Here is a 21,396-nt window from a genome sequence, read left to right as displayed (position 1 = left end):
AGTGCTGCTTAAACTTTGATAATCATATCATAATTTGCAGCAGTGGCCATTACTTTATTGATAATTTCCGGGGCATTTGATTTTTCGATGGCGTTCTCTTCAGTTTCAGAAACACCTATGTCTTCAAAGAACGATCTAAACCCTTTAGGACTATGAATATTAATCCACTTACAAGACGTTGTACTTTTATTCGAAAAAGTATGTAACGTATTTGGAGGTATATCAATTGATTCCCCCGCTTTTAGCACTCTCACTTCTCCATTCACAAAAAATTCCATTTCCCCCTCTATAATAAGAAAAGATTCTTTCAAGAAATTGTGTAAATGAGGTGGTGGACCTTGAACTTTAGCCGGTGTCTCGGCTACCATTAAATCAAAATCGCCCGAACTATCATGTGGTGTGATCTTATGACCCAAGACCCATTTTGTATTGCTTGATTCCATTTTATGAGATTTTTGTCTCACAAACATAGAATTTAATTTTTATTAAAGCAAATTTAATGAGATATTTGTCTCATGAATAAAGAATATATAAGAACCGGCAGAACGAATCAAAAATTAGAAACCCGGAACATTATACTGAAAACGGCTCAAATATTTTTGAATAAGGGGTTGGATTTTAATCTTGAAGATATTGCAAAAGAAGCAGGAATCTCAAGAGCGACCGTTTATAGATATTTTTCGAACATCGATATTCTGGCAGCAGAGGCCGGACTTGATATTAGCACTAAAGATCCAAGTGAAATTTATGAAGATTTAAAGGGTAATGATTTAGAAAAAAAAGTGCTGGAGATACAACATTATTATAATCGTCTGGCTGTGGATCATGAAAAACTTTTTCGAAAATATATAAGCGCTGTTTTGGACGCAAATACTTCCACACCGAAAAGAGGGGCCAGTAGAAAAAAAACACTGGAATTAGTGCTGAAAGACAGTAATTTTTCCACTGAAGAAAAGCAAAAACTCTCTAACTTATTTACAATATTCATGGGTATAGAACCACTTATCGTTGCGAAGGATGTATGCGGTTTAAATAATACTGAATCCATGGAGATTATGGAATGGGGAATGAAATTATTATTTAAAGGACTCTACAGTTCAAAAGATAAGTAAGCTCCTTGCTCACAATAATTCATCGCAAACGGCCGGCAGCATTAGTTAGAAGATCAACCCATTAGAATTTGACAAAGCAGCGATCCCTACCCCGTTAACTTTACAATAATCGGGGAAATTGTACTTCCTGACTTCAGATTCTCAATTAATTTAAAATCCTATCTTTAGAGAAATTAACTGCGTGTTACAAAACATTAAAGACGGATTTAACAGTTTACAATTGCTATCAGGAAAAATCTCTTGAAGCGATAGATGCGTCGAAAAGACTCAAACAATTATTAGCATATAGCTTAAACAATAAGGACGAGAATGTAATTGAGTAAACAAGAAAATAACGAAATTGCCGGACGGTACACGCGGAAATTAATTACGAATGAATTGGACACTATTAATTATTGCAGGCCTTTTTGAAGTCGCATTTGCGGCCTGCCTCGGAAAGGCAAAAGAAGCATCAGGAATTGAAGCAACTTATTGGTATATAGGATTCTTGATTTGTTTAGGAATAAGTATGTTCCTTCTTGTAAAAGTGTCTCAGCAACTGCCGATTGGAACCGCTTACGCTGTTTGGACGGGTATTGGCGCTGTAGGAACTGTATTAATTGGAATTCTGATCTTTAAAGAGCCGGCAACATTTTGGCGACTATTCTTCATTACCACATTGATAGTCTCAATTATCGGACTGAAAGTAGTTTCGTATTAAACAGTCTCAAAAGAATGGAAATAAAGCCTAGATTGGCTTTCAGGTGCTGCACTGATTGCGAAATGCGTTGTAATTCCTTCAAATTGATTATCTTCATTTCTGAATACACCGGATACAGAGCTCCCCCACCTCGATGATCCGTAGGTCGTGGAACACCGACATAACTGTCAACCCGCCGAAATTTAAGCCTTACATAGGAATTAAACTACCTAAAAGAAAACAATGTATACAAGAAAGGTCTTTAGAGTTGTGGATATGGTAAAGTGGACTCGGTATGAGACCCTATTGTTTATCACCATTATTACCGTCTTTGTTGGATTATATACTTTTTTGGATCTGGAATGGTTAAAAATTCCTTGGACACCTTTGGCTTTAATAGGTACTGCAGTAGCGTTTGTTATTGGTTTTCAAAACAATTCGGCGTACGGGAGAATTTGGGAAGCAAGAAAAATATGGGGAGGCATTGTGAATATTTCCAGAACCTTCGGTATGTATGTTAAGCATATGTTAAGTAATGAACATGTTAAGGAAAAACTTTCAGAAAAGGAATTACAACAGGAGATAAAAATTCTTACGTACAGACATATCGCTTGGATGACTGCCTTACGCCACGCCATGCGAACTTCAAAACCATGGGAAACGGTTGTTCACGAAAAGACAAACAAAGAATGGAGCAAAATGGTGCGACCACCGGAATGGGACAGTACAGTTGAAACCGATATTGGACCATACCTCTCCCAACAAGATCTGGAATATGTTAGAGACAAAAACAATAAACCAACTGCGCTGCTCTATTTACAATCTAAGCATCTTCAAAAATTAAAGGAAAAGGGGGTGGTTTGGGAATTTTCATTTTTAGAATTGGAAAACGTATTAAAAGAAATGTTCACGCTGCAGGGGCAATCTGAGCGTATTAAGAATTTTCCTTATCCACGTCAATTCGCGACTCTAAATCATTATTTTATGTGGCTTTTTGTAATGATACTGCCGCTGGCCATTGTTCCTCAGTTCGCAGAAATAGGAACCGAAATAAGTTCTTCCCGACCTATAATTGGAGCTATTTTTATCTGGCTTTCAATTCCCTTTTACGTGATTGTAGCCTGGATTTTTCACACAATGGAAAGAATTGGCAGAACAGGAGAAAATCCATTTGAAGGCTCGGCGAATGATGTTCCCATTTCTACAATTGCTCGTGGAATAGAAATTGACTTAAGACAGAACTTAGGCGAATCATGGGACGATATACCGGAACAATTTCCAGTCATATATGATACACAAATGTAAGATGTTTGCTACATTAGTTGTTTGAACAGGTAATGGACGCTGGAAATAAGCTATATGGCACTAAGCTATTTTGTACGATACAACATCTAACCTTATGAGAACAACACTAACAATTATTCTGGCGCTTTTAGTTACTATCACTTCTTTTGCTCAGAACTCCAAAACAGACTCCATTTCAAAAGCAAAAATAAAAACACTTGATTTTATGGTTGGAAACTGGAAAGGAACAGGCTGGATAATGGGAAGAGATGGAAAGTCGGAATTTGCACAAACTGAAAAAATTGAGTTTAAATTAGATTCGACAGCTATTTTAATAGAAGGAAAGGGCACGTCCAATGGCAAAGTTATTCATAATGCTCTGGCCGTTCTTACTTATAATAAAGAAGCTGATCATTTCTCGTTTCGTTCATATCTTCCCAGCGGAATGAATGCCGAATTCAAAGCCGAAGTGATTGATGACAAATTGTACTGGTACCCGAATGAGAATGTGCGATATATTATTTGGCAAAATGATGCCGGACAATGGTACGAAAGAGGTGAGTTTAACAAGAATGAAAACTGGTCTCAATTCTTTGAAATGACGCTTGATAAAGAAATGTAATCGGCACTAACTTGTAACACGAACAATACCAATGAAAAAACTGGTATTAATTGCGGTCCTATTGGTTATTTTCTCATGTAAAAATGATGATAATGACCCCTGCAATCCTGCTGTAGATTTTACAAGTCTTGAAATGGAATATGGTTGTATCGATACAGAATATCAAACTGATATCAATTTGAGTAACGACTTTGTTGTCATTAAAAGCCAAACACAATTTAACACATTGGTTACTGGAAATTGTCAGCCAACTATTGACTTTAGCAAGTATAATCTTATAATTGGCAAACAAAGTCTCCCGAGTGGAAATGACTCGATTGATTACACCATTGTTAAAGATTGTGACTCCAACGATATTGAAATGAATGTCACTTTTAATCAAAATAGTACTACAGAAGCACCAAATCTCACATTTCATGCTTTGATTCCAACACTGCAGAATAATCAAAATGTTTTGGTTTCAATTCACATAAATTAAAGACAAGGAGCCTGGTATCTAACAGTGCGTCATATCATTATAAATAAAAATTTGTAACTTTAGAATGTCCCGTCGGAATCTATTTGTGATTGTATGCTGAGGATGTTGCGGGTTTATACACTACGATCTGTGAAGTATAGGAATCAATAACTGCAATTTTAAAACCTACATATCATGACGATGAAAGTACCCAAATTTTTAGCCACGGCCCTCCTACTATGTATTCCCCTGTTGGTGTCTTCCTGTGACAATTCAGAAAAAAAAGATTCACAAGTTACTTCAAAAGAAGATAGAGAGACTAGCCTCACGTCCCGTGATTCCGATGCCGATATTGCACTCGAACAACAGGCAGATTACACCCGCTTATACGCCCTTGGCGATTCCTGTAAAATGACGGCTGAGGAAACTGCTTCCATATACGAGGTCCCCGTATCTAATGTAAAAGAAACTTATAGCGCGGTCAATGGCCAAGGAGGATATGATTGCACTTATCATGTTACCTTAGAAGACGGAACGAAAACTGTCTTTTCCCTGAGCACCTTCCAAATGTCCAAGGAGGAAGTACAAGCCCAACTTAGAAAACTAACTACAGGCTCTTATGATAAAGACTTTATCAGCACAAGTGAAGCAGGTGATAACTACATCTGGAAACACCCCAATCAAGGCTATTACGTGTTGTACAATCCAAATTTTGCCAATGGTCTGCAAGTTCGCTACCGTATGGTCTTCAAACTAAGTGAAACACAAAGAAACTACCTTGAGAAAAAAGGGAAAGAGGCCATCGAGTATTTAATTGATAACTATAAGAATTAGTCCTATGAAAACAGTAAAAATCACCTTACTGATCCTCAGTTTACTCCTATCAGGGATAGGGCATATCTTGGCACAGCCCTTTACCCTGAACAAAGAAATCAAGCCTATAGAATTGGCATTACAAAATGATACCCGACCGGGGCATGAAGGTGAAAAAGGTATTGTGTATTTCAATAGGATGCGTGATACCGTGATGCATCATTTCGTTTCCGGACATAGTATGTTTCAATTTCTGGATGTTCTTGTCACCAGTTTGGATGGAACACCACTGGAAGTAAGTTTAAGTCAGGATGTATGGAACGATGACTACAACAAGCGGAATACCACAACCGCACCCGACAATATAGTGCAATACAAACTGCGCGCCGAGGGTAGCTTTGGGATAAAGATAGAAACCGAGAAGCCGAGCCAATCATTATATTCCATCACGGTTCTTGCGAGTCCCGAAAGAAAAAGTTACCTGGGAAGCGCCTTCAGAAAAATTAAGGATACTGAAATGTCCTCCACGACAGAAGAATCTGGTGTAAACGCTACAGATGATGACGCTGGTGGCAGCAATACCTTACTGTATATTGCCTTGGGCATAGCGCTTCTTGTTATTGGACTTTTGGCCGGTAAGCTCTTAGGCAGAAAAAAGAACACCATGACCCTCCTTCTTTTGTTCCTCCTGTCCATACCGCTGGGAGCCATGGCACAAAGCCAGCAGGGAACCTTCCTCACTATAGAGGAATTTGAACAATATAAGGAAGGGGTGAAAAAAGACCGTGCCAATTTGGAACGTAAGCTCGACCTCCTAGAAAAAGAACGCAAGGGGTTGGATAAGGGTGTAAAAGATCTAAACAAACATCTTTCCAACATTCGAAAGACTTGGGAACAAGTGAAAAGCCTCTACAACAAATACAACGGATTGAGTAGTTGTATCAATGCTACCCCTCCGGCCGGAAGCCCTACCATACCTTCTATCTGTACCGATATTGTTTTTGATGATCGCGGCGAACCGTTGGAGGATCAAGACGATGAATGTGCCAATTGTTTTAAAGAAGCCCGAAAAAAATTCAATGAACAACGGTACCTTTTTGAACGACTGGCCACAATCTATAAATGCACGAAGAAATTTTCGGAAGCCGCCATTGCTTTTGGCGATAACACCTCGGGTGTACATGCGGTAGCAGGCATGGCATGGCAGGCAGAACGTGTAAAGATCGAGAAATCGGTGGAAGACCTTCAAAATGCTTATGATAATAAGTATGCCGAGTTGCTGCAGGGTTTAGCCGATGCCATGATGAAACTCAATGTGTGTGAAGCCCAGTACGGCGTAGAAGACTGGTATGATCGCTTTGGCTATATGTATTTTGAATTTATGAAGGAAAAATACCAAAGAAAGGACTGACAGCATGAATTTTAATAAACTAATACTTCTTATAACATGCTGTACCCTTCTAACTATGGGGTGTAGATCGGTGACAGATACCGGCACAAAAACTTCAGGAGACCTCCTTGGTTCCTGGGAAGGCTGTGACGGTCGCGTGGTAAACTTTACACAAAACGAAGATGGTGAGATCTCAGGTCGGTATACGGCATTGGGCGGGCTTACACGCTACGGTTTTCAAGCAAATGAAATAGGGTATAAATTGCGCAAACGAGCGGCGGGATCGTATTCGGGAACCGTTAAGTGGCGAAATACGCGGGGTGAAGCTACATGGCGGGATGTAGTGATAACCATTCAAGGCGATCGCTATATGGATAACAGTTCGGATAATTGTGCTAGAGAAATGAAGCGCCTATAGTTCCCAAAATAGAAGATGTATGGTGCACATTGCATCCTTTTAATTGTTGGCCGTAATACAAAAACAATAGACAAACTTTAAACCGATACCATTAAATATGAACATGTTAACAATCTTCACTGCAGTGGTTTTATTGACATCCTGTAATGGACAGACAACTAAGCAACAGGTTAATTCAGTAGAAATTGTAAAAGGCGACATTGTATCAGAACTTGGAAAAAATATTATGGTAATCCATCAAGACAAAAAGAATGTCTATTGGTTCGGAAGTTGGGAGACAGGAGTCTATAGATTTGACGGAAAAACAATGACTAATTACACAACAGAACACGGTTTGCCAAGCAACAGAATTGACGAAATTAAAGAAGATAAATTTGGCAACATCTATTTTAATGGCTTCTATCCCAATTCAACAATTGTTAAGTTTGATGGACATACTTTTACTACTTTAACCGCAACACCCAGTAATGAATGGAAACTTCAATCGAATGATGTATGGTTTAAACATTCTTATGAATTTGAAAATAAAATATATCGGTATGATGGAAATATTTTATACGAATTGCAGTTTTCCAAGCCACCAAACCTACCCAATCCTTTTGGAATCTATAGCATTTATCAAGACCAAAAAGGAAATATTTGGTTTGGCACAAACCCATCTGGAGTGTGTCGCTATGACGGAAAATCATTTGAATGGATTACCGAAGACGATGTTACTGAGTTTCGCAACGAAGGTGCAAACGGAGTGCGTTCTATTACGGAGGACAAAAATGGTGACTTTTGGTTCAATACCGAATATCGATACAGTATTTACGATAGCACATCATTAAAAAGCGATAGTTTTTACACAAGACACAAAAGCATAGGTGGTTTAGATGGGAAGAAAGACAGCGATTTGGACGAGTATCTATCAGTGGTAAGAGATAACAATAATAATTTGTGGTTTGTAACCTATCTTGACGGCGTATGGAAATACGATGGGATGAAAATTATTCACTTTAACGTGCAAGCAAATTCAAAAGACATCTCACTGTTCAGTATTTACAAAGACAATAATGGCGGCCTTTGGCTTGGCACACACGAAAACGGAGCTTATAAGTTCAATGGAACAACATTTGAAAAATTTGCAATATAACGAATGAAAAGAGCAGGGATCATCAATGTCGGGATCTTTAACTAACCCATTACAATAGGGAATCGCCCTGCCAACAGGCATGCGACAGTTCCAGCACCTCTTCAACCTCCTACTTCTTACTTCAATTTGTATCTTTACGTATGAAATACACCCTACATTCGGAAAAGCGGGTCTATAACGGCCATTTTAAGGTTCGTGAAGCCAAACTCACTCACGACACCTTCCACGGGGGTGAGCTTACTGTCACCCGCCAGTGTTTTGAGCGAGGAGATTCGGTGGCCGTGTTATTGCACGAGACCAACACCGACCGATTGCTGTTCACCAAGCAATTTCGATATCCCACACTCCCACATACAAATGGTTGGATCGTGGAGATCGTTGCCGGTTCTTTAGAAGAAGGGGATCGCCCGGAAGATCGCATACGCACCGAGGTACAGGAAGAATTGGGATATACCGTTGGCACCTTGAAACACACGCATACTTTCTTTGCGTCTCCCGGTGGAAGTAGTGAACGTATTCTGCTGTATTTTGGGACCGTAACCAGCGATGCCAAGACCCACCCCGGTGGTGGCGCAGCCAACGAAACCGAAGATATTGCCCTTGTTGCACTTCCTGTAGCCGAAACCCGTTCACAGCTGGCAGCCGGTTTCTTTACCGATGCCAAGACCTTGATCGCATTGCAATGGTTCTTTAGTGATCGTTAATAATTATAATGCCTAATCAAAAAAAGAATTCCATTTCTAATTCAAAAAAAAAGATTTTAATTGGAATGCCGGAGATATCGATAATTTGAAAAAGTACTGTATCTTTCCTCTAAAATAAGTATCCTTATGAAAAACACATTCCTACTCGCTCTAATGTTGTGCATTGGTCTAACCGCTCTTGCACAAAACTCGAAATTTGCCGTTACCTATACGCTCACTGTTGATGCTACGGGGGAAGAAGGCGAAATGATGGCAATGATGATGCAAGGCGCAACCATGACACTTGCCAGTGACGGCACCAGTACCTATATGAAAAATAGTATGGGTTCCATGGGCGATCAAGAAGTGTTGATTAATATGGATACCAAAGAAATGACGATGTTAATGACCGGTATGATGGGCGATATGGCCTTTCAAGGAAAAAGCGATGACCTGGGTGAGGAAACTCCCAATACCGGAAAGGTCACGCTGGTTAATGAGACCAAGAAAATTCTGGGAATAAAATGTAAAAAGGCCATCTTACAGGATGCAGAGGGGGAAACCTCGGTCTTTTGGTATACGGAAAAGATCAAGCTTCCAAAGAATTCTAAGAACATGCCAAACGAACTACCGGGACTCGCCCTGGAAATGATCATTAGTACTGCCGGTGTCGATATGACCTACACCGCCACCGATCTAAAAGAGAACATTTCCATGAAGGACTATACCATCACCATCCCTGAAGGTGTGGAAGTTCAGCCGCTGGATGCTCTTATGGATATGGGTGGAAAGCAATAGTGTGATTAATGATGGAAATGGGAAATAGAGAAGTGTAACATCGGTTTTCTTATCGCTTTATTCTGAAAACTACTAAACTTCCCCTTTCAACCATTTATTCCTTATCTTCCAGCAGTGGCACAAATCGGAATTCTCCAAATTCCTCTTTTTCAAATTCTGTATCGTCTGTACGTGTAAAAACCGTCATAATCTGGACGTTTTCACCCACAGGAATGACCAGCTTCCCTCCTACTTTTAACTGAGCCAACAGCGGTTTCGGTACGAAGGGCGCACCTGCTGTTACGATAATCCCATCAAAAGGAGCTTCTGCCTCCAGTCCTGCATAACCATCGCCAAAGATGAGTTTTTTTGGGCGATAGCCCAGTTTCGGAAGAAAACGATTGGTCCTTTTAAACAGTTCGTTCTGTCGTTCGATGGAATAGACCACCGCGCCCATTTCCAGTAATACCGCTGTTTGATAGCCGCTGCCGGTTCCTATCTCCAGGATCTTATCTCCTCGCTCCACATCCAGCAGTTCCGTTTGACGCGCCACTGTATAGGGCTGCGAAATGGTCTGATCGGCTGCAATGGGAAAGGCTTTGTCCACATACGCATGGTCCACAAAACCACTGTCCATAAAGAGGTGACGCGGCACCGCATTGATGGCCTGCAGCACTCCTTTGTTCGCGATCCCCTTCTTTTTAAGGGTTTCGACAAGTCGTTTGCGCATGCCTTGATGAGTAAAAGTGTCTTTCACAGCTTCGGATTTGGTCTTACAAAGTACGTAAATTTTATGCGTTTCTTCAGAAGGATTTCTTCTGAAAATAATTTCTGAAGGTAGCCTTTCTGCTTTAAAAAAAACCCTTAGTGGAGCCCCGGACTAATTCAGAAAGGGCTTCGTATTTTCTTCTGAAACACCTACCTTTGTGAAAAACAAATGCCCATGCTAAAAGCAGGAGTTCTGGGTGCAGGTCACCTGGGCAAGATCCATCTCAAGCTTCTTCACCAGTCTGAAAAATACGAACTGGTAGGTTTCTTCGACGCAAACAAAGAAGCTTCCGCCGCAATAGAATCGGAATTAGGCTACAAGAGTTTCCCTTCCATGGAAGCCCTTATCAATGCCTGTGACATTGTGGACGTGGTGACACCCACCGTTTATCATTTTGAGTGTGCGAAACAGGTCATTGAAGCCGGGAAGCACCTTTTTATAGAAAAGCCCATTACGCACACTGTTGCTGAAGCAGAAGAACTCTTAAGCTTGGCAGAAAAACACGGTGTTCAAGGACAGGTAGGTCATGTAGAGCGTTTCAATCCGGCTTTCCGTGCGGTTCATGATAAGATCGATAACCCTATGTTTATCGAAGCACATCGCCTTGCCGAGTTCAATCCGCGCGGTACCGATGTCTCCGTGGTGCTCGATCTGATGATACACGACATCGATGCGATTCTAAGTGTGGTAGACTCAAAAGTGAAACATATCAATGCCAGCGGGGTATCGGTAATTAGTGAAACACCCGATATCGCCAATGCCCGTATCGAATTCGAGAACGGTTGTGTGGCAAACCTCACTGCCAGCAGGATCTCGCTAAAAAAGATGCGAAAGGCACGGTTCTTCCAGCGTGATGCCTATATCTCTGTCGATTTTCTGGAAAAGAAATGTGAGGTTGTTAAGATGAAGGATGCCCCAGAAGATGCCGATGATTTCGCCATGGTCCTTACCAACGCTGAAGGGATCAAGAAACAGATCTATTTTGATAATCCAAAGATCGATGTCAACAACGCCATACTGGACGAGCTGGAAACATTCGCCGATGCCATTAACCATGACACGACCCCAATTGTCACGCTGGCTCAGGGAACCGAAGCGTTACGCGTGGCCATGCAGATCATTTCCAATTTTAAAAAAATTTAATCAACATATATGAAAAATATAGCAGTCATTGGTGCAGGAACCATGGGAAATGGAATTGCCCACACCTTCGCTCAATATGATTATAAAGTGCAACTCATTGATGTATCGCAAGCATCACTGGATAAAGGAATGGCAACCATTACCAAGAATTTGGATCGTATGGTGGCTAAAGAGTCCATCACCGAAGCCGATAAAACCCGAACACTTAAAAATATCACTACCTACACCAATTTGGAAGAAGGTGTGGAATACGCAAGCCTGGTCGTGGAAGCTGCCACGGAGAATCTGGACTTGAAGCTGAAGATCTTTAGAGATCTTGATACCTTCTGTCCGGACGACACCATCCTCGCAAGTAACACCTCTTCTATTTCCATCACACAGATCGCCGCTGCGACCAAGCGGCCGGGGATGGTGATAGGAATGCACTTTATGAATCCAGTCCCCATCATGAAACTGGTGGAGATCATTAAAGGATATAGCACCAGTGAAGCGACCTATACTACGGTGAAGGAACTTTCAGAAAAGCTTAACAAGGTACCGGTAGAGGTGAACGATTACCCCGGATTTGTGGCTAATAGGATCCTAATGCCTATGATAAATGAAGCCATAGAGACGCTATACAACGGTGTGGCGGGCGTTTCTGAGATCGATACTGTGATGAAATTAGGGATGGCACATCCTATGGGGCCTTTACAATTGGCAGATTTTATTGGACTGGATGTTTGTTTGTCCATTCTTAAGGTGATGTACGATGGCTTTAAGAACCCAAAATACGCTCCTTGTCCGTTACTCGTCAATATGGTCATGGCCGGAAAACTGGGTATAAAAAGCGGTGAGGGCTTTTACGATTACAGCGAAAGCCGCAGGGCCGAGAATGTGGCAGCGATGTTTCGTTAGTCTTAAGGGTCCGTCTTGTATTGGTTCGTGATATAACTAATTAGTGAAGGCATTAAAAAAAGGTGTCACGGCATTGATGTCACTATTAATATTTAATTGAAAAAATGGCAACCATTCTTCCGTTCAAAGCAGTTCGACCCACCAGAGACAAGGTAAGTCTGTTGGCGGCACGATCTTATGATAGTTACACGCCTGCACAGGTGGAGTCGCGTCTTCGGGACAATCCATTTTCCTTCTTACACATCATCAATCCCGGGTATAAATACCAGAAGGAGATAGAAGGAGAAGAACGTTACACATTGGTTCGAAACAGATATCAGGAATTCAAGGAAGACGGAATATTTATGCAGGATGAAAATCCTTCGCTCTACATCTATAAGATCGTTAATCGCGACGGACTTGAATTTAACGGTTTGGTGGCTGCTGCGAGTGCACAAGATTACGAGAACGATGTCATCAAGAAGCACGAGGACACCTTAGAATACAAAGAGACCATCTTTGTAAAATACTTGAAAACCGTTGGCTTTAATGCCGAACCTGTGCTACTCACCTATCCCGATCACGACGAACTTGCCCACATCATTGAAACGGTGATGCAGGATCGCGCCGAATATGAGTTCACTACCACCTACAGGGATACTCACTATCTATGGAAGGTGGACGACACGGCATTGGTGAAACGCATCACTGCCATCTTTGGTGAGATGGAAACACTGTATATTGCCGATGGCCACCACCGTTCTTCCTCATCCTACCTCTTGGCAAAAGAACTTAAAGCCGAAAATGATGCGCATACCGGAACTGAAGCTTACAACTATTTTATGAGCTATCTCATCCCCGAGAGCGACCTGAAGATCTATGAGTTTAACCGGTTGATCAAAGACCTCAACGGTTTGACCAAAGAAGAATTTTTGATTAAATTAGATGCGCTATTCCGTATTGAAAATCGCGGACAAGAATATTACAAACCTTCAAAAAAGCATCATTTTAGTATGTATCTGGACGGTGCGTTCTATTCGCTATACCTTCGGAAGAACAACTATTCCATTGACACGGCGCTGGATGCCCTGGATGCGCAGATCCTGTTCAAAACCATATTACGTCCTATCCTGGGGATCGAAGACCTTCGGAATGATCACCGTATCGAGTATTCCCACGGAAAGAACGATCTCGCCTATGTGAAGACAGCCGTCGACAGAGGAGATTTCAAAGTAGGTTTCGGACTCGTGCCCGTAGACACAGAAGAGCTGAAGCAGATCGCCAACGAAGGACTAAAAATGCCTCCTAAGAGCACCTATATAGAGCCGAAGCTTCGAAGTGGGGTCACGATTTATGAATTTTGATAGAATGAAGAACGTTGAACAGCAGGTATGAACATTTCAGAAAATATAACGCAATTCAAAAAAAAGATTCCTACTCATGTCACACTGGTAGCGGTTTCCAAGACCAAACCGGTCTCGGAGATCATGGAAGCCTATAACACCGGACAACGTGTTTTTGGTGAGAACAAGATCCAGGAAATGGAAGCGAAATGGCAGGAAATGCCTAAAGACGTGCAATGGCATATGATCGGTCACGTGCAACGCAACAAAGTAAAATATATGGCACCATTTGTGAGTTTAATTCATGCGGTGGACAGTGAACGATTGCTGAAGGAGATCAACAAGCAAGCAAAGAAAAACGATCGTGTGATCGATTGTTTGCTGCAAGTCAAGATCGCCGAAGAAGACACTAAGTTTGGGATGGAAGCAGAGGAAGCCTTGGCGCTACTTACTTCAGAAACCACAAAAAACTTTAGGAATATTCGTGTGGTAGGGCTTATGGGAATGGCTACCTTTACTGAAGATGAGGCACAGCTTACAAGAGAATTTCAACAATTGAAATCTTTCTATGATGCTCATAAAGAGCGCTATGACTTTCATACACTTTCTATGGGCATGAGCGGTGACTATGAAATCGCCATCGAAATCGGCAGTACCATGATACGGGTTGGAAGCGCGATCTTTGGAGAACGAAATTATTAAATAACGCATATAGAATATACAGAATACGAGTGTACGCGATCTTAGATATAGAAACGACCGGAGGAAAATACAATGAAGAAGGGATCACTGAAATTGCGATCTACCGTTTTGACGGGCAGCGTATCGTAGACCAGTTTAGCAGTTTGATCAATCCCGAACGAAAGATACAGCCATTCGTTGTGAATCTTACCGGTATCAATGCCGAGATGTTACGCAACGCACCTAAGTTCTACGAAGTGGCCAAACGCATTATTGAGATTACAGAGGATTGTATTCTTGTGGCGCACAATGCACAATTTGACAACCGTATTCTTACTACAGAGTTCGACCGTCTGGGATATCCTTTTGAAAAAGAAACCTTATGTACAGTGGAACTTTCAAAGAAACTCCTCCCGGATCTTCCCTCCTACAGTCTGGGTAAACTCGTACGAAGCCTGGGAATTCCCTTGAGTGACCGTCACCGGGCCCAGGGAGACGCCAAAGCAACCCTGACACTTTTCAAGATGTTGCTGGCAAAAGACACTTCAAAAGAGATCATTACCCAACATGTGCGAAAAGACCCTAAGCGACAGCTGGAACCCAAACTACTGGATATGATCGCCGCGGCTCCTTCCTCCACCGGCGTGTATTATATGCACAATGCCGAAGGGGATATCATTTATATTGGAAAGAGCAAGAACATTAAGAAACGTCTTACACAACACTTTACAAACGACAACAGAAAATCGAAAAAAATCCAGTTGGAAGTGACCAGTGTGAGTTTTGAAGAGACCGGAAGCGACCTCATTGCTCAGCTAAAAGAAAGTGAGGAGATCAAGCACAACAAACCGTTATTCAACAGGGCCCTTCGAAGATCGATCTACAGCTACCAACTGGGCGTGTCCACAGATGATGATGGATACAAGCAATTAAAGATAGAAAAAGCAGATCCACGCAAACAACCCATACTCACCTTCACCAACTATCAACAGGCAAAGGCTGCCGTATACCGGATCACAGAAGAGTATCAATTATGCCAGAAGCTTACTGGGCTTCATAAAACACAACACAGTTGTTTTTCCTACGGAATCAAAGAGTGTCAGGGTGCTTGCATAGGCGAAGAAGCTGTAGAAACCTACAATGCCCGAGTAGAAGCTTTTTTGGAAAAGAACAGCTATGAGAATAGCCACATGCTGGTTATTGATAAAGGAAGAGATGTCGATGAACGATCGGTGATACTTATTGAGAATGGGAGTTACAAGGGATTTGGGTTTTACAATCTCAATTATCAGATCAATAATCCGGAGATCCTGCGATCTATCATCAGTCCTATGAAGAACGACCGCGATGCGCAGCATATCATACAGAGCTATTTACGGAAATATAAGGTAATGAAAATCGTAAATCTGCCCAAAGAGCCTGCTATCTAGAGAAAGTTGTTTAAATTTAGGGCAGTACATAAATACCACCTCATTGGAATCACAGCCAAAAAGAACCTGGAGAACTAAGTTACACACCATCATCTATGAGGCCGATACGCCATTAGGGAAGCTTTTTGACGTTGTTCTGCTTATACTCATCTTGTTGAGTGTCTTGTTCGTGATGCTGGAAAGTGTAAGAACGATAGACGAAAAATTTCACGACATCCTTTATGTTGGAGAATGGGTCATTACCATCTTCTTTACTTTCGAGTATATAGCCCGCATTATTACGGTAAAGAAGCCTAAGAGCTATATCTTTAGCTTTTATGGGATCATCGATTTTCTATCTACCATCCCGTTATACCTTTCTTTTATACTGGCAGGGAGTAACTTTTTACTTACGGTTAGGGCCTTGCGATTGTTACGGGTCTTTCGAATCTTAAAGATCACCCGTTATGTAGGGGAATCCAATAAATTAAAGAAAGCACTCATCGACAGTCGGCCCAAGATCTTCGTTTTCTTGTTCGCAGTGCTTATCATTTCCATCATAGCCGGAACACTCATGTACCTTATTGAAGGAGAAGAAAGCGGCTTTAAAAGTATTCCATCGAGTGTTTATTGGTGTATCGTAACTCTTACCACCGTTGGGTTTGGAGACATAGCTCCGGTGACTCCCTTAGGGCAGTTCATTGCAGCCATCATTATGATCATGGGATATGGCATCATTGCGGTCCCTACCGGAATTGTTAGTGCAGAATATGCTAAATCCATGGACAAAAAGACTCAGGATGATCCGCATTATGTACACGTGAATACCCAAGTGTGTCGCCACTGTGGCGCTTCACGCCATAGGGATGATGCAGACTATTGTCACCGTTGCGGAAACCACTTACATCCCGAAGATATAATTCCCGAGGATGGTAACTCCTAGACCCTTACTTGTTTGTATTGTTGGTCCTACGGCTATTGGCAAAACAGCCTTGTCTATTGACATTGCGCGTGCGTTTAAAACCCACATCCTCTCGGCCGATTCCAGGCAGTTCTATAAGGAAATGTCCATTGGCACTGCGGTTCCTTCTTCGGAAGAACTTTTAGCCGCCCCTCATCATTTTATTCAAAATAAGAGTATTTTCGAACCTTACAGCGTTGGGGATTTTGAACGAGAGGCCCTGGAAACACTGAATCTATTGTTTAAAGAACATCCCGTAGTGGTTCTCGTAGGCGGTTCGGGACTGTATGTTGATGCCGTGGTCAACGGTCTGGATGAATTCCCCGAGGTCCCTTCAGAAATACGCGAAGAGCTCAACAGCCTTTATGCTACGGCAGGTATCGAGCCACTTCAGAAAGAACTATCGCAGTCAGATCCTGTGTATTTTCAGAAGGTAGACATCCATAATGCACACCGCCTTATTAGAGCTTTGGAAGTGTGTCGAGGCACGGGGCGTCCGTATTCCTCCTTTCTGAAAAAAGGTAGCGTATCCCGGTCCTTTGATGTATTGTATATTGGATTAAGGGCGGAACGATCCCTCATCTACAACAGGATCAATGCACGTGTCGACGCAATGGTCGCTGCGGGATTGGTGGAAGAAGCACGCACATTATACGCACATCGTGAATTGAATGCTTTGCAAACAGTAGGCTACCGGGAACTGTTCGATCATTTTGAAGGATCGTTATCACTGGAGGAAGCCATTGAAGCGATCAAAAAGAACAGCAGGCGGTTTGCCAAACGCCAACTTACCTGGCTTCGGAAGAACGATGCCATCCACTGGTTCGATTTCCCTGTGGACCCTTCCGAAGTGATCCAACTTATTTCCATAAAAAAAGCCCGATAAACGGGCCTTCTTTACACTTATTCTTGTGGTCTTAAACTATTGATCTACCTCGTCCTTTACGACCAGACGAAATCCTTCACCATGAATATTGATGATCTCTACCCCGTCGTCCTTGCTTAGGTATTTACGCAGTTTTGCAATGTATACATCCATACTGCGTGAGGTAAAATAATTGTCGTCACGCCATATTTTGGTGAGAGCCAGTTCACGCGGCATGAGATCGTTCTTATGCAGTGCCAACAATCGCAACAGTTCATTCTCTTTGGGCGAAAGTTTAATAGGGGATTCCTTCTTATAAGTAAGAAAACGAAGCTTCGAATTAAGATGGAAATTACCCACGTTGAATTCAAATTGTTTACTGTCGGCGATCGAGTCGGTTGCCTTACGTTGAATGATCGCTTTGATCTTCATTAACAGTACCTCACTGTCGAAAGGTTTGTTAAGATAATCATCGGCCCCTACTTTATAGCCTTTTAAAACATCTTCCTTCATTGCCTTAGCCGTTAGGAAAATGATAGGCACATCTTCGTTCTTTTCTCTAATTTCTTTTGCCAAGGTAAATCCGTCTTTATACGGCATCATGACATCAAGAATACAGAGGTCGAAGTCGTCTTTTTTAAACTTTTCGAAACCTTCCATACCGTTCTTGGCATGAGTTACTTGATAATCGTTCATGGCCAGGTAGTCTTTAAGTACCGTACCAAAGTTGGGGTCGTCTTCTACTAAAAGGATTTTTTTGTTTTCAGTTTCCATAATTTAAGATATTAAGTGTAGTTTTAGTATAAATGTACTGCCTTTGCCTTTTTCGCTTTCTACGTAGATTTCTGCATCGTGATCGTCTAAGATGCGTTTTACGTAGGCAAGGCCAAGACCATGCCCTTTGACATTGTGTATGTCGCCGGTGGATTCTCTATAAAATTTTTCAAAGATTCGTTTTTGAACCGCTTTACTCATCCCCATACCCTGATCACGGATCTTTAGGATGATACTGTTCTTTACATTTTCGGTGTAGATATCGATCTTTGGAGTGTCTTCTGAATATTTTATCGCATTGTCCAGTAAATTGACCACCACATTGGTGAGATGCGAATCATTTCCCAACACCGAAGATTTCAAAGCGCCAAAATGTGTGGCTACATAGCCGCCGCGATCTTCCACTATGAGTTCTACGTGCGTAATAGCACTCTCTACAATATCGTGAATTTTTAAGCGCTCTTTTGGCAGATCTAATTCATTCTTCTCCAATTTGGAAATTCGCAGTACGTTCTCCACTTGAGCGTGCATTCTGCGGTTCTCATCCCGTATCATTCCCAAATACCTATTCAGGAATTCATGATCGTCCTTCACCTTGGGATTCTTGAGTGCGTCCAGCGCCAAATTGATGGTAGCGATGGGCGTTTTAAACTCATGGGTCATGTTATTGATAAAATCGGATTTGATCTGTGAGATCTGCCTTTGTTTGAATAGTTGAGATAAGGCACTGGAATACGCCAAAATGATCACTCCCGTAAAAACAAGAGACAGGAGTGCCATTCCTAAAATGGAACTAAGCACCTCCTGGCGTTTTCCCAGAAAATTTACATGTAAAGTATAGTTGGCGTTCATTTCTTCATTTTCAAAAAGCGGTACCTCATAAGTGGATTGGGGGTCCATTTTAAACTTCTTGGAGTGCACTTTGGTGGCCAGATCATTGCTATATACAGCATATTCAAACTTGGAGGTAACCCCTCTTTCCATAAGTTCCTTCCGAAGTTCTTTTTCGATCTCTTCCCCACTCACTCGTTTGTGGATGGGAGTTTTAGCCGATATATTTCTGAAAGCATCCTCGAATTGTTTACGCTCGTAGTCCTTTAACCTACTGAACGATTCTATGGTGCTTTTAGCTACATTGTTACTGCCGTCTACCCCAGGAAGCAATTTTGTGGTACTTTTTTTATTGGTGATCTTTTTAAACCGAATGCTGTCTATTTCGGTATCGAGAAAATTGGACGATAACTTATAATCCTCTTCCAGGATACCATCGGAAAAAATAACGGTTTCATCGGTTTCGTTATTTCGGGTAGTATAGATCAGTTCACTGAAATTTACATTATCCGGAACGTCAATACTGTCTACATAACCACTGTACACATTATAATAATCCTCTAATTCCCGAAGCTGTATAGTCGATGCCACTGCAATAAGTGTGTTGCGAACGTTAAAACTAAACTGATCTTCCTTGGTTTGATAGGAGTTTGTGATCCAATATCCCTGAACAAAAATGATCCCCAGCAATGAGAGCGTCATTAGGGCGATAAGGATTGCGAAAAGCTTTTTGTTCATATCCCCAAATGTAAGATTTTAACATTTAGGCGACTTTCCATTTAACCAAATGTTAACAAAATGATTTGGTCAGGTCTTCTCCCCTGTATTGATAAGCTTTTTGTGGATTTGTTTCACCTGTGCTTGCGTAGCCTTCAGATCAGTATTTTCAATGACAAAATCGGCCAGCGGGACCTTTTTTTCATCGGGCCATTGATTGGCCATTCGTTGTTCTATTTGTTCGATAGTCGTATCGTCTCGCTGCATAATCCGTTGTATACGCGTTTCGCGAGGAGCTACAACCAGTATGGTGAGATCGCATTGTTTATATCCTTCGTTCTCAAACAATATCGCTGTTTCTTTGATGCAGTAAACGCCCTGTTGACGTTTCATCCATCGTTTAAAATGTGCTGCTACCTTTGGGTGAATAATATTATTCACTTGTTGTAATATCTTAGGATCACTAAATACAATAGAGGCCACATAGGCTCGATCAAGACCTCCATGGGTATAAGCTGCTGCTCCCAAAAGTGCAATCAACTTCTTCTTTATAACCTTAGAGGTATTGGTGAGTCTCTTTGCTTCAACATCTGCGATGTACACCGGAACCCCCATGTGGTGAAACATTTCCGCCACTGTGGTTTTTCCACTTCCAATTCCGCCGGTAAGTCCTATGATCTTCACGATTTTTCAGTTACGTATGTATTATTTAAAAACAAGGTAATCGATCTTCTTTTCACTAAATTCTATGTTCCTAATGTTGGCGGGGCTTTCTTTAAGTTTGGGAATCATAAAATGTTCTTCCTGATTTCGTTCAGCAAAATCGCAGATCAATCGGAACTGTTTCAGATCGATCGTATTAAAGTCGGATACCGAGACTATAAAAGTAACTACAATCCGCTCCGGTATTAGTTTCAAAGAGATCCCTTCCGGAACGTTGACCACGCTTATGGGGAGGGTCAATTCTTTTTGGGTGAACTCTTCAGCATTTAACACAATTCTTGCTGTTGTGGTGCTTAATGATAGTTTTTTGTTGGGCGGGATTTGCAGCCCGATCTCTCGGTCAATATCACTATCAATATTTTCCAGTAACAGGGGTTCTGTATTAATGAATTGTATGGAATCCAATTGTGGTGCCGGACCTGTAACTTGTACCGAGTCGGGAGAAATTCGAAGTGAATCGGTAGTATTGAAGCCTTCTTTAAATGTGATTGAAACTTGTGGATGCAGCGGTACTTTTTTAGAGATCACTTCACTTAAGGAAATACGCAGTTCCTCCAGGGAAATGTTCTTCACCAGTATTTGCTGTTCCAACTGACTAGAAATAATCCTTGCCAGTTCGGTCTTATTGATCACAACCTGCGCTGCGTTCTTCTTATAATAGTTCCCTACATTGATCCTCACTTGAGGTCTTTTCAATTCATACAACAAAAACTGAAATCCACTCGCTGTCATATCGAAGCTCAACTCAGTTGGATTATCCTCTCCCAAAACCCTTGTTGCAGGCGGATTCTCATAGTGTAATGAAGCACTTAAACTTGCGGTATACTCTTTTGAGAATTTAGTGAGTGACCAGAAAAGTGCCGCTAACAAAAGAAAAAATAAAAAGGATTTTACTTTGGCACTTTTGTATTTTTTCTTTTTTAGCATAGATGAA

24 protein-coding genes are annotated in these 21,396 nt (G+C 41.5%); 18 read left to right on the top strand and 6 right to left on the bottom strand.

Annotation, left to right across the window (positions count from 1 at the left end):
• Positions 1 to 8: 8 nt before the first annotated feature.
• On the bottom strand, positions 9 to 443 hold the full coding sequence (locus JS40_RS00395; protein ID WP_034261819.1) for a cupin domain-containing protein: 435 nt from the start codon (positions 441 to 443) through the stop codon (positions 9 to 11).
• A 72-nt stretch (positions 444 to 515) separates the two neighbouring features.
• Here JS40_RS00395 and JS40_RS00390 point away from each other — a divergent pair, with 72 nt between their 5' ends.
• The 11 genes from JS40_RS00390 (at position 516) to JS40_RS00340 (ending at position 9,391) form a co-directional block, all read left to right on the top strand.
• A complete protein-coding gene (locus JS40_RS00390) occupies positions 516 to 1,112 on the top strand; it encodes a TetR/AcrR family transcriptional regulator (protein WP_034257661.1) in 597 nt (198 codons plus the stop codon).
• A 373-nt stretch (positions 1,113 to 1,485) separates the two neighbouring features.
• Positions 1,486 to 1,812, top strand: coding sequence for a DMT family transporter (locus JS40_RS00385; protein ID WP_034257660.1), 327 nt, complete (start codon positions 1,486 to 1,488; stop codon positions 1,810 to 1,812).
• A 222-nt stretch (positions 1,813 to 2,034) separates the two neighbouring features.
• The gene (locus JS40_RS00380) at positions 2,035 to 3,096 is read left to right on the top strand and encodes a bestrophin family protein (RefSeq protein ID WP_034257659.1); all 1,062 of its coding nucleotides are present in this window, start codon (positions 2,035 to 2,037) and stop codon (positions 3,094 to 3,096) included.
• 94 nt (positions 3,097 to 3,190) lie between these two features.
• Positions 3,191 to 3,697, top strand: a complete 507-nt coding sequence (locus JS40_RS00375; protein WP_034257658.1) for a hypothetical protein — start codon at positions 3,191 to 3,193, stop codon at positions 3,695 to 3,697.
• A gap of 31 nt (positions 3,698 to 3,728) precedes the next feature.
• Entirely contained in the window at positions 3,729 to 4,175 is a 447-nt protein-coding gene (locus JS40_RS00370) for a hypothetical protein (RefSeq protein WP_034257657.1), read from the top strand.
• Between the two features lie 180 nt (positions 4,176 to 4,355).
• Complete coding sequence (locus JS40_RS00365) at positions 4,356 to 4,988, top strand: hypothetical protein (RefSeq protein ID WP_034257656.1); 633 nt, start codon at positions 4,356 to 4,358, stop codon at positions 4,986 to 4,988.
• Positions 4,989 to 4,992: 4 nt separating this feature from the next.
• Positions 4,993 to 6,378 (top strand): hypothetical protein, encoded by a 1,386-nt coding sequence (locus tag JS40_RS00360; RefSeq protein WP_034257655.1) that lies wholly within the window; start codon positions 4,993 to 4,995, stop codon positions 6,376 to 6,378.
• A gap of 55 nt (positions 6,379 to 6,433) precedes the next feature.
• Positions 6,434 to 6,775: a hypothetical protein gene (locus JS40_RS00355; protein ID WP_034257654.1), complete on the top strand. Its 342-nt coding sequence runs from the start codon at positions 6,434 to 6,436 to the stop codon at positions 6,773 to 6,775.
• A gap of 103 nt (positions 6,776 to 6,878) precedes the next feature.
• Positions 6,879 to 7,910, top strand: coding sequence for a ligand-binding sensor domain-containing protein (locus JS40_RS00350; RefSeq protein WP_233273925.1), 1,032 nt, complete (start codon positions 6,879 to 6,881; stop codon positions 7,908 to 7,910).
• 140 nt (positions 7,911 to 8,050) lie between these two features.
• The gene (locus JS40_RS00345) at positions 8,051 to 8,614 is read left to right on the top strand and encodes an NUDIX domain-containing protein (protein WP_034257652.1); all 564 of its coding nucleotides are present in this window, start codon (positions 8,051 to 8,053) and stop codon (positions 8,612 to 8,614) included.
• Between the two features lie 126 nt (positions 8,615 to 8,740).
• On the top strand, positions 8,741 to 9,391 hold the full coding sequence (locus tag JS40_RS00340; RefSeq protein WP_152558090.1) for a hypothetical protein: 651 nt from the start codon (positions 8,741 to 8,743) through the stop codon (positions 9,389 to 9,391).
• 94 nt (positions 9,392 to 9,485) lie between these two features.
• Here the strand turns inward: JS40_RS00340 and JS40_RS00335 are convergent, their stop codons facing one another.
• The gene (locus JS40_RS00335) at positions 9,486 to 10,127 is read right to left on the bottom strand and encodes a protein-L-isoaspartate(D-aspartate) O-methyltransferase (protein WP_034257650.1); all 642 of its coding nucleotides are present in this window, start codon (positions 10,125 to 10,127) and stop codon (positions 9,486 to 9,488) included.
• Positions 10,128 to 10,313: 186 nt separating this feature from the next.
• Here JS40_RS00335 and JS40_RS00330 point away from each other — a divergent pair, with 186 nt between their 5' ends.
• From JS40_RS00330 to miaA, 7 genes are all read left to right on the top strand, one after another.
• The gene (locus JS40_RS00330; RefSeq protein WP_034257649.1) at positions 10,314 to 11,282 is read left to right on the top strand and encodes a Gfo/Idh/MocA family protein; all 969 of its coding nucleotides are present in this window, start codon (positions 10,314 to 10,316) and stop codon (positions 11,280 to 11,282) included.
• 9 nt (positions 11,283 to 11,291) lie between these two features.
• Positions 11,292 to 12,179, top strand: a complete 888-nt coding sequence (locus tag JS40_RS00325; protein WP_034257648.1) for a 3-hydroxybutyryl-CoA dehydrogenase — start codon at positions 11,292 to 11,294, stop codon at positions 12,177 to 12,179.
• A 104-nt stretch (positions 12,180 to 12,283) separates the two neighbouring features.
• Positions 12,284 to 13,522, top strand: a complete 1,239-nt coding sequence (locus JS40_RS00320; protein ID WP_034257647.1) for a DUF1015 domain-containing protein — start codon at positions 12,284 to 12,286, stop codon at positions 13,520 to 13,522.
• 27 nt (positions 13,523 to 13,549) lie between these two features.
• Entirely contained in the window at positions 13,550 to 14,203 is a 654-nt protein-coding gene (locus tag JS40_RS00315; RefSeq protein WP_034257646.1) for a YggS family pyridoxal phosphate-dependent enzyme, read from the top strand.
• Between the two features lie 29 nt (positions 14,204 to 14,232).
• Entirely contained in the window at positions 14,233 to 15,612 is a 1,380-nt protein-coding gene (locus tag JS40_RS00310) for an exonuclease domain-containing protein (protein ID WP_034257645.1), read from the top strand.
• Positions 15,613 to 15,655: 43 nt separating this feature from the next.
• The gene (locus tag JS40_RS00305) at positions 15,656 to 16,534 is read left to right on the top strand and encodes an ion transporter (RefSeq protein WP_034257644.1); all 879 of its coding nucleotides are present in this window, start codon (positions 15,656 to 15,658) and stop codon (positions 16,532 to 16,534) included.
• Complete coding sequence (miaA, locus tag JS40_RS00300) at positions 16,521 to 17,438, top strand: tRNA (adenosine(37)-N6)-dimethylallyltransferase MiaA (protein WP_034257643.1); 918 nt, start codon at positions 16,521 to 16,523, stop codon at positions 17,436 to 17,438. Before JS40_RS00305 ends, miaA begins: the two co-directional genes overlap by 14 nt.
• A gap of 36 nt (positions 17,439 to 17,474) precedes the next feature.
• Here the strand turns inward: miaA and JS40_RS00295 are convergent, their stop codons facing one another.
• The 4 genes from JS40_RS00295 to JS40_RS00280 all read right to left on the bottom strand — a co-directional run bounded on the left by JS40_RS00295 (position 17,475) and on the right by JS40_RS00280 (position 21,389).
• Positions 17,475 to 18,191, bottom strand: coding sequence for a response regulator transcription factor (locus JS40_RS00295; RefSeq protein WP_034257642.1), 717 nt, complete (start codon positions 18,189 to 18,191; stop codon positions 17,475 to 17,477).
• A 3-nt stretch (positions 18,192 to 18,194) separates the two neighbouring features.
• On the bottom strand, positions 18,195 to 19,760 hold the full coding sequence (locus tag JS40_RS00290) for a sensor histidine kinase (protein ID WP_034257641.1): 1,566 nt from the start codon (positions 19,758 to 19,760) through the stop codon (positions 18,195 to 18,197).
• Between the two features lie 69 nt (positions 19,761 to 19,829).
• Complete coding sequence (gene coaE, locus JS40_RS00285) at positions 19,830 to 20,423, bottom strand: dephospho-CoA kinase (protein ID WP_034257640.1); 594 nt, start codon at positions 20,421 to 20,423, stop codon at positions 19,830 to 19,832.
• A gap of 21 nt (positions 20,424 to 20,444) precedes the next feature.
• Entirely contained in the window at positions 20,445 to 21,389 is a 945-nt protein-coding gene (locus JS40_RS00280; protein ID WP_034257639.1) for a CdaR family protein, read from the bottom strand.
• Between the last annotated feature and the right edge of the window lie 7 nt (positions 21,390 to 21,396).

The sequence above is a fragment of the Altibacter lentus genome, assembly GCF_000746845.1.
Lineage (GTDB): Bacteria > Bacteroidota > Bacteroidia > Flavobacteriales > Flavobacteriaceae > Altibacter > Altibacter lentus.
Note: the sequence above shows the minus strand (reverse complement) of the source record. Positions and strands in the feature narration are given on the sequence as shown.